This is a genomic window from Kitasatospora sp. NPDC059646 (genome assembly GCF_042734615.1).
GTDB lineage: Bacteria > Actinomycetota > Actinomycetes > Streptomycetales > Streptomycetaceae > Kitasatospora.
The window spans coordinates 158,147-166,650 of record NZ_JBHWDS010000014.1 but is presented as its reverse complement, the minus strand read 5'-3'; the positions used below and the strand labels follow the sequence as shown (position 1 = coordinate 166,650).

Sequence of the window (8,504 nt, the reverse complement as noted above, 5' to 3'; positions counted from 1 at the left end):
ACTGATCCACCCCGAAGGGCTTCACCGTTCGACTTGCATGTGTTAAGCACGCCGCCAGCGTTCGTCCTGAGCCAGGATCAAACTCTCCGTGAATGCTTTCACGAAAGAGCGGCACAGCAACCACCGGAATAAGGCGGCCCTGCGCACTGCGTCCTCGCTAGTGTTACTTCATAAAGGAATCTCCAACCGATCCATCAGGACCGGCCGGGGATGTCAACATATCTGGCGTTGACTTTTGGCACGCTGTTGAGTTCTCAAGGAACGGACGCTTCCTTCGAGCCGCATTCCTGCGAACCCTCCGGGCGCTTCGTTCTTTCGTGTTTCCAGCTTATCAGATGTTTTCCGCTCCGTTTTCCGGAGTTTCGATCCGACTTGCTTTCCACGTTTTCGCCTTTCGGCACTCCCAGACTCTAGCAGAGCTATTCGGTCCGCATTTCCATCCGGAATTTCAGATGGACGCGCGACGAGTCGCTCAGCAGGGTTTGGGGGCCGCCTCCCGGTCTCGGACCGGTTCCAGCGACTCGGACTACGTTAGGTCACCCGGGCGGCCGAGTCAAACATCGAGGGGCCGGATCTGGCTGGATCCGACCCCTCGATGAGTGAGCCGCAGGTCAACTGCGGTGTGTTTCAAGCCAACTGGCACGTGCCGGCCCGCGAAAAAATAACTTGCGGAGCGGTCAGGACGCGGCGAGTTCGACCGCGGCCAGGTTGCGCTTGCCGCGGCGGAGGACCAGCCAGCGGCCGTGCAGGAGGTCGTCGGTGGTGGCGACGGCTTCCTCGTCGGTGACCTTGGCGTTGTTGAGGTAGGCGCCGCCTTCCTTGATGGTGCGGCGGGCACCGGAGCGGCTGGAGGCCAGGCCGGATTCGACCAGCAGGTCGACGAGCTGGCCGAGTTCGGTGACGGTGGCCTTGGGGACCTCGGCGAGGGCGGCGGCCAGCGTGGCGGGTTCGAGGTCGGCGAGGTCGCCCTGGCCGAAGAGGGCCTTGGAGGCGGCGACGGCGCGCTCGTACTGCTCGGCGCCGTGGACGAGGGTGGTGAGTTCCTCGGCGAGGGCGCGCTGGGCGAGGCGGGCGGCGGGGCGCTCGGCGGTGTCGCGTTCCAGCTGCTCGATCTCCTCGCGGGAGCGGAAGGAGAAGATCCGCAGGAACTTGGCGACGTCGCGGTCGTCGGCGTTCAGCCAGAACTGGTAGAAGGCGTAGGGGGTGGTGAGCTCGGGGTCGAGCCAGACGGTGCCGGACTCGGTCTTGCCGAACTTGGTGCCGTCGGCCTTGGTGATCAGCGGGGTGGCGAGGGCGTGCACGGAGCGGCTCTCGGCCTTGCGGATCAGGTCGGTGCCGGCGGTGAGGTTGCCCCACTGGTCGCTGCCGCCGGTCTGCAGGGTGCAGCCGTAGCGGCGGTTGAGCTCCAGGTAGTCCATCCCCTGCAGGATCTGGTAGCTGAACTCGGTGTAGCTGATGCCCGCGTCGGAGTTGAGCCGGCGGGCCACCGCCTCCTTGGCGATCATGTTGTTGACCCGGAAGTACTTGCCGACGTCGCGCAGCAGGCTGATCGCCGACATGCCGGACGTCCAGTCCAGGTTGTTGACCATGCGCGCGGCGTAGGGGCCGTCGAAGTCGAGGAAGCGGGAGATCTGGCCGCGCAGGCGCTCGACCCAGCCGGCCACCGTCTCGGGGTCGTTGAGGACGCGCTCGGCGGTGGGCTTGGGGTCGCCGATCAGGCCGGTGGCGCCGCCGACCAGGCCGAGCGGGAGGTTTCCGGCCTGCTGGATGCGGCGCATGGTCAGGATCTGGACCAGGTTGCCGAGGTGCAGGCTGGGGGCGGTCGGGTCGAAGCCGCAATAGAACGTGACCGGGCCGTCCGCGAACGCCTTGCGCAGTGCGTCCTCGTCAGTGGACAGGGCGATCAGCCCGCGCCACTGGAGCTCGTCGACGATGTCGGTCACGGTCCCGCGTCTCCTTCGGTCGTGGGTCCGGCGCGGTGCGGCCCGGTGGGCTGCGCGCCGGACGGTTCCAGCGGGTAGAGCCTACGCGGTCCCGGCCTGCGGGTTCGGGGACAGGTCGGTGGGTGGGACGGAAATTCCGTTGTTCGGGGCGGGGCGGGCGTTCACAGTGGTGCCACCGCCGACCGGCGGAGCGAGCACCGGAGGTGGCCCGTCATGCGCAACACCCTTGTCCTGAACGCGAGCTACGAACCGCTGACCACGGTGCCGCTGCGCCGTGCGGTGGTGCTGGTCCTGCAGGACAAGGCGGTGGTCGAGCAGGCGCATCCGCTGCGGGTGGTGCGCGGTTCCGGGGTGCAGGTGCCGGTGCCGCGGGTGATCAGGCTGACCAGGTACGTGCGGGTGCCGTTCCGACAACGGGCTCCGTGGTCGCGGCGGGGCGTGCTGGCGCGGGACCAGCACCGGTGTGCGTACTGCGGGCGGCGGGCCACCACGGTGGACCACCTGGTGCCGCGGTCGCGCGGCGGGGCGGACAGCTGGCTGAACACCGTGGCGGCCTGCCCGGAGGACAACCAGCGCAAGGCGGACCGGACGCCGGAGCAGGCCGGGATGCGGCTGCTGCGGCGGCCGTTCGAGCCGACGCCGGAGGCGACGTTGATGCTCGCGCTCGGGCTGCGGGCGGGTGAGCTCGGGGAGCTGTCCGCCTGGCTGCCGGCGGGCGCGTGAAAGGCCGACGGGCCCGACCTGATCAGGGGACAGGTCGGGCCCGTCGTCGTACGGGCGGGCGCTGACGGCCGGTCAGCTCTTGCTGGTGAACGCGGTGGCGATGCCGAAGTTGGCGGCGTGCTCGGGGACGGCGACCAGGTGGCCCGCGGCGGTGAGCACCCGGCCGGCCGAGAGCAGCGAGCCGGTGCCCTGCGGGAAGGCGCCGCCCTGGGTCTCCTGGCCGCCGGTGAGGGCGAAGCGGCTGAGGTGGGCGGGCTGGTCGGCGCGCTCGTCGACGGCGACCAGCAGGCCGCCGCTGTCGACGCCGGCCGGCCTGGCCTTGCCCTTCTCGGCCACGGGGGTGCGCCACTGCGGCTTGCCGGTGCCCAGATCGTAGGCGGTGATCGCGGTGGGGCTGCCGCCGGAGTCGGGGACGATCGCGGCGAGCATGCTGGTGCCCTGGAAGTAGACGCCGGGGACGGCGGCGAAGCTGCCGCGGGCGACGTCCAGTCGGCCGCCGCCCTCGACGGCCAGCGGGATCTCGACGCCGGGGTCGCCGTTGGCGCCCCAGGCGAAGACCCGGTCGTCGGCGGGCTGGTTGCCGGTGGTGAGGACCGCGGCGGGTTCGGCGGAGAGCACCGTGACGGTCTTGGGCTGGTTGTTCAGGCCCCGCCAGAACTTCACCTTGCCGTCGGAGGTGTTCAGCGCCACGGCCTGGTCGGCGGGGGTGGAGTCGGCGCAGTTGCTGTGCAGCAGGACGGTGGTGGGGCCGGCGCTGCCGGACAGGCTGCAGAACTTGCCCTGGCCGCCGTACTGCCAGGCTTCGGCGCCGTCGGCGACGGCCCAGGCGGCGGCCTTGTCGTCGCCGACCGCGATCACCTTGTCGTCGGTGACGGAGACGTGGGCGGCGTACTTCTCCTTGGCGTCGGACAGCGTCTTGGACCAGGTGGCCTTGCCCGCCTTGGTGTCGACGGCGACGGCGGTGCTGCACGGGCTGTTCGGGTCGGCGGCGGGGCGGTAGACCACGGCGCCGATGCCGGCGGAGTTGACGGTCGGGGACAGTCCGCACGGGACGGCGCCGTCGGCGGGCGGGGCGAGCGTCCAGCCGGGCTTGCCGTCGGCGAGGCCGTAGGCGTGCACGCCGGTGGCGTCGGCGCGGACCACGGCGTCGGCGAGCAGCCAGCTGCCGACCAGGGTGTCGTCGGGGCCCTGGGCTCCGCCGGCGGCCGGGTCGGCGGCGGCGGTCCAGGCCTTGGTGTGGGCGACGGCGATGTTCTGGGCGACGCCCTGGCCGGACTTGTCGGCGGTCTTGCTGCCGCCGTCCTCCTCGGAGGTGGCCAGCACGGCGGCGGTGGCCAGCACGGCGAGGGCGGCGACGCCGGCGCCGATCCGGATGGCGAGGCCCCGCCTGCTGGGCGCGCCGGGCCCGGAGGAGACGGCGGTCCGGGCCCGGGCGACCAGTCCGGCGGCCGGTGCGGTGGCGTCCGGGTCGGTGTCGTCGGCGGTGCGGGCGCGGGGGATTGACGTGCCGTCGGCGCCGGGGGCGAACGGGTCCTGGGCGCTGGTCTGCGGGTAGTCGGTGGCGGTCACCGGGCCGGCGTCGGCGGCTGCGGGCTGCTGCTCGAAGCCGGCCGCCGCGCCCTGCTGTTCGAACGGGGCCGGCACGGACACCGTCTCCGGCTGCGCGAACGGGTCGGCGGGTGCGTACAGCTGCTGGGCGGCCGGGTCCTGGTACTCCCCGGGCTGCGGGTAGCCGTAGGGCTGCTGGCCGTACGCCTGCTGACCGTACGTCTGCTGGTCGGCGTAGCCCTGCTGCTGGCCGTACGCCTGGGCGTAGTCCTGCGGCTGCTGGGGCTGGTCGGGCCGGCCGTAGAGCTGCTGCTGGGCGGCCGGGTCCTGGTATCCCCCGGGCTGCGGGTAGCCGTACGCCTGCTGCTGGTCGGCGTAGGCAGGCTGCTCGCCGTGGACCGGCTGCTGCCCGTACGCGTGCTGCTCGCCGTAGGACGGCTGCGGCTGGGGGTACCAGGGCTGCTGCTGGTCGTACCCGGGGGTCGTGGAGGGTTCCTGAGCCATGCGTTCCGTCCGTCCCGACTGCGGTCTGGCAAGCAGCCAGCATCTCACGCCGCGCGGACGGGATTCGCCGGGGCTTTGCGCGGGGGCCGGACGGGGGGTCAGGCGGCGTCGTCCAGGGCGCGGTCGATCAGGTGGGCGAGGGTGAAGTCGAGGCTGGTCAGGCCGCCCGCGCTGTGGGTGGAGAGGACGAAGGTGAGGGTGCGCCAGCGGATGTCGATGTCGGGGTGGTGGTCGAGGGCCTCGGCCTGTTCGGCGACGGCGTCGACGACCTTGATCGCGGTGGGGAAGCTCGCGGTCTCGGCGGTGCGGGTGAGGGACTCGCCGGTGCGGGTCCACTGCGGGAGTTCGGCGAGGGCGGCGGTGATCTGGTCCTCGCTGAGGCGGGTGCGGCTCATGGCGTCTCCGTCCGGGTGGTGCGGCGGCTGTCGGGGCCGAGCCTACGACGGCTCAGAGGAACAGCAGCTTGGTGACGGCGGCGAGTCCGACGACGACGATCAGGGTGCGCAGGGCGACCGGCGGGAGGCGGCGGCCGATCCTGGCGCCGAGCAGGCCGCCGAGGGTGGATCCGACGGCGATCAGGACGGCGGCGGTCCAGTCGATGTGGGAGGTGACGACGAAGAAGACCGCGGCGACGCCGTTGACGATCAGGGCGAGGACGTTCTTGATGCCGTTGACCGTCTGCAGGGTGTCGGGGAGCAGCATGCCCATCAGGGCGAGCAGCAGGACGCCCTGGGCGGCGCCGAAGTAGCCGCCGTAGACGCCGGTGAGGGCGATCAGGAACAGCAGCAGCGGGCCGCCGTCGGTGGCGGGCGGCAGGGTGCCGGCGGCGCGGCGGGCGGCCATCGCGCGGGCGACCCGGGGTTGCAGGACGACCAGGACCAGGGCGGTGAGGATGAGGACGGGGACGATGGCGTCGAAGGCCTTGTTGGGGAGCACGATCAGCAGGGCGGCACCGGTGAGTCCGCCGATCAGCGAGGCGGTGCCGTAGCGGAGCAGTCGGCGGCCCTGGCCGGCGAGTTCGGCGCGGTAGCCGATGGCGCCGGCGAGCGAGCCGGGGGCCAGGCCGAGGGTGTTGGAGACGTTGGCGGTGACGGGGGGCAGGCCGATGGCGAGCAGGACGGGGAAGGTGATGAGGGTGCCGGATCCGACGATGGCGTTGATCGTGCCGGCGGCGGTTCCGGCGAGCAGGACGGCGAGCGCCTCCCACAGTGTCATCTGCTTTCCCCTCGTTGACTGCTGTCAGGCCGGTTGATCATGCCGGAGGGGTCGGCGTTTGGCCAGGGGGCGTCCGGGATTCGACACGGGGCCGACACAGGGGCAGGCCCCGCCCGTTGGCACGGGCGGGGCCTGCGGAGCGGGGCCCGCGCGGGCGGGCCGGCTACTCGTCGATCTTCGGGTACTCGCGGGTGGGCTCGACCCGCGGGCGGAGGTTCTTGTGCTCGGTGTCGACCGGGCGCGGGGCGGCGGCGGGGTCGACCGGGACGCGGGCGGCGGGCGGGGTGACGGGAGAGGCCGAAGGGGCCGCGCCCTTGCCGCCGCCGGTCGCGCCCTGGAAGGCGCCGCCGAGGCCCTTGAGCGCGTCGCCGACCTCGCTGGGGATGATCCACAGCTTGTTGGCGTCGCCCTTGGCGAGCTCGGGCAGGGTCTGCAGGTACTGGTAGGCGAGCAGCTTCTGGTCGGCGTCGCCCTCGTGGATGGCCTCGAAGACGGTGCGGATCGCGGCGGCCTCGCCGTCGGCCTTCAGCACGGCGGCCTGGGCCTCGCCCTCGGCCTGGAGGACGGCGGCCTGCTTCTCGCCCTCGGCGCGCAGGATCTGGGCCTGCCGGGCGCCTTCGGCGGTGAGGATGGCGGCGCGCTTGTCGCGGTCGGCGCGCATCTGCTTCTCCATCGAGTCCTGGATGGAGGTCGGCGGCTCGATGGCCTTGAGCTCGACCCGGTTGACCCGGATGCCCCAGCGGCCGGTGGCCTCGTCGAGGACGCCGCGCAGGCCGGCGTTGATGACCTCGCGGGAGGTCAGGGTGGACTCGAGGTCCATGGAGCCGATGATGTTGCGCAGGGTGGTGACGGTGAGCTGCTCGATGGCCTGGATGTAGCTGGCCACCTCGTAGGTCGCGGCCCGGGGGTCGGTCACCTGGTAGTAGATGACGGTGTCGATGTTGACGACCAGGTTGTCCGACGTGATGACCGGCTGCGGCGGGAACGGGACGACCTGCTCGCGCAGGTCGATCCGGTTGCGGATGGTGTCGATGAACGGCACGACGATGTTCAGGCCGGCGCTGAGGGTGCGGGTGTAGCGGCCGAAGCGCTCCACGATCGCGGCGCTGGCCTGCGGAATCACCTGGATCGTCTTGATCAGGGCGATGAATGCCACCACGACCAGGACGATCAGCACGATGAGGACGGGTTCCAACGCTTCTCCCCTAGATGACCAGGGCGGTCGCGCCCTGGATTTCGACGACGTCGACCTGCTGGCCGGGCTCGAAGACCGAGCCCGGGTGGAGCGCCCGCGCGGACCAGATCTCGCCGTTGAGCTTGATCCGGCCGCCGTCCCCTCCGTCGACTGTTTCCTGTACCACTGCGGTGGCGCCGGTCAGCGCCGCCACGCCCGTCCGGTACTCCGGACCCTTCGTGAGTTGGCGGTACGCGATCGGGCGTACGAACACCAGCAGCGCCGCCGACACCCCCACGAACACCAGGAACTGCGGAACGGCGCCGCCGCCGAGCCCGGCCGCCAGGGCCGCCGCGCCGGCTCCGACCGCGAACATGGCGAATTCGGGCGCCGCGGTCACCACCAGCGGAATGCCCAGGCCCACTGCGAGCAGCAGCCACCAGATCCAGCCGTCCACGCGTCCATCCTAGGGAAGTCAGAGCTCTTCCCGCGTAGCTTCCCGCAGGTCGGTGCCGGGAAACCGGTCGCCTGTGCGACCGGTTCCGTTCGAGGCGGGATTCGGCCGTCAGCCGAGCGGCAGGCCCTGCGCGGTCCAGCGGTCGCCGCGCTGCTCCAGGGTCAGCGGCAGGCCGAAGCAGTGCGACAGGTTGCGGGCGGTGAGGGTGGTCCCGATCGGGCCGGCGGTCATGACCTTTCCCTGACGGATCATCAGGACGTGGGTCATGCCGGGGACGATCTCCTCGACGTGGTGGGTGACCATCACCATGGACGGCGCGTACTCGTCCTGGGCGAGCGCGGCCAGCCGGCGCACCAGGTCCTCGCGGCCGCCGAGGTCGAGGCCGGCGGCGGGCTCGTCGAGCAGCAGCAGCTCGGGGTCGGTCATCAGGGCGCGGGCGATCAGGGTGCGCTTGCGCTCGCCCTCGGAGAGGGTGCCGAACGTGCGGTCGGTGAAGCCGGCCATGCCGAGCCGGTCGAGCAGCGCGAGGGCGCGGGCCTCGTCGGGCTTCTCGTAGGTCTCCTTGCCGTGCACGGTCAGGCCCCAGGCGGCGGTCAGCACCGTCTCCAGCACGGTCTGCTTGCCCGGCAGCTTGTCGAACATCGCGGCGGAGGCAAGGCCGATCCTGGCCCTCTGCTCGAACACGTCGATCTGGTCGAGCTTCTCGCCGAGGACGACGGCCTGGCCCGAGCTCGGAAACAGGTAGGCGCCGGCGATCTGAAGGAGCGTCGTCTTGCCCGCGCCGTTGGGACCGAGCACCACCCAGCGCTCGCCCTCCTTGACCGTCCAGGACACGTGATCGACGAGCGCGCGCCCCTCCCGGACCACGGAAACGTCCACCAGCTCCAGCACGTCGCTCATGCCTACGCCTTCCCCAAATGCAAGAATCCGGCCGTCCGTG

At 71.6% G+C, this 8,504-nt stretch carries 8 protein-coding genes and 1 rRNA gene; 1 reads left to right on the top strand and 8 read right to left on the bottom strand.

Features of this window, described 5'->3' with window-relative positions:
• Positions 1-93: ribosomal RNA gene (locus ACFV1L_RS13040) — 16S ribosomal RNA — on the bottom strand; the annotation flags it as partial.
• Between the two features lie 584 nt (positions 94-677).
• Positions 678-1,943: a tyrosine--tRNA ligase gene (gene tyrS, locus ACFV1L_RS13035; RefSeq protein WP_380365337.1), complete on the bottom strand. Its 1,266-nt coding sequence runs from the start codon at positions 1,941-1,943 to the stop codon at positions 678-680.
• Positions 1,944-2,156: 213 nt separating this feature from the next.
• Here tyrS and ACFV1L_RS13030 point away from each other — a divergent pair, with 213 nt between their 5' ends.
• Complete coding sequence (locus ACFV1L_RS13030) at positions 2,157-2,666, top strand: HNH endonuclease (protein WP_380365335.1); 510 nt, start codon at positions 2,157-2,159, stop codon at positions 2,664-2,666.
• A gap of 72 nt (positions 2,667-2,738) precedes the next feature.
• Here ACFV1L_RS13030 and ACFV1L_RS13025 read toward each other — a convergent pair whose 3' ends face one another.
• The 6 genes from ACFV1L_RS13025 to ACFV1L_RS13000 all read right to left on the bottom strand — a co-directional run bounded on the left by ACFV1L_RS13025 (position 2,739) and on the right by ACFV1L_RS13000 (position 8,464).
• Positions 2,739-4,718 carry a hypothetical protein gene (locus ACFV1L_RS13025; RefSeq protein ID WP_380365334.1) on the bottom strand — a complete coding sequence of 660 codons (1,980 nt, stop codon included), beginning with the start codon at positions 4,716-4,718 and terminating at the stop codon, positions 2,739-2,741.
• Positions 4,719-4,816: 98 nt separating this feature from the next.
• Complete coding sequence (locus ACFV1L_RS13020) at positions 4,817-5,113, bottom strand: 4a-hydroxytetrahydrobiopterin dehydratase (protein WP_380365332.1); 297 nt, start codon at positions 5,111-5,113, stop codon at positions 4,817-4,819.
• A gap of 52 nt (positions 5,114-5,165) precedes the next feature.
• A complete protein-coding gene (locus tag ACFV1L_RS13015; RefSeq protein WP_380365331.1) occupies positions 5,166-5,933 on the bottom strand; it encodes a sulfite exporter TauE/SafE family protein in 768 nt (255 codons plus the stop codon).
• Between the two features lie 163 nt (positions 5,934-6,096).
• A complete protein-coding gene (locus ACFV1L_RS13010; protein ID WP_380365330.1) occupies positions 6,097-7,128 on the bottom strand; it encodes an SPFH domain-containing protein in 1,032 nt (343 codons plus the stop codon).
• A gap of 10 nt (positions 7,129-7,138) precedes the next feature.
• Entirely contained in the window at positions 7,139-7,564 is a 426-nt protein-coding gene (locus ACFV1L_RS13005) for an NfeD family protein (protein WP_380365329.1), read from the bottom strand.
• 108 nt (positions 7,565-7,672) lie between these two features.
• The gene (locus ACFV1L_RS13000; protein WP_380365327.1) at positions 7,673-8,464 is read right to left on the bottom strand and encodes an ABC transporter ATP-binding protein; all 792 of its coding nucleotides are present in this window, start codon (positions 8,462-8,464) and stop codon (positions 7,673-7,675) included.
• Between the last annotated feature and the right edge of the window lie 40 nt (positions 8,465-8,504).

Excerpts from the sequence above, each read along its gene's own strand:
- ACFV1L_RS13000 (WP_380365327.1), bottom strand. The coding sequence starts at position 8,464 with ATGAGCGACGTGCTGGAGCTGGTGGACGTTTCCGTGGTCCGGGAGGGG.
- ACFV1L_RS13020 (WP_380365332.1), bottom strand. The coding sequence starts at position 5,113 with ATGAGCCGCACCCGCCTCAGCGAGGACCAGATCACCGCCGCCCTCGCC.
- ACFV1L_RS13030 (WP_380365335.1), top strand. The coding sequence starts at position 2,157 with ATGCGCAACACCCTTGTCCTGAACGCGAGCTACGAACCGCTGACCACG.
- ACFV1L_RS13025 (WP_380365334.1), bottom strand. The coding sequence starts at position 4,718 with ATGGCTCAGGAACCCTCCACGACCCCCGGGTACGACCAGCAGCAGCCC.
- ACFV1L_RS13015 (WP_380365331.1), bottom strand. The coding sequence starts at position 5,933 with ATGACACTGTGGGAGGCGCTCGCCGTCCTGCTCGCCGGAACCGCCGCC.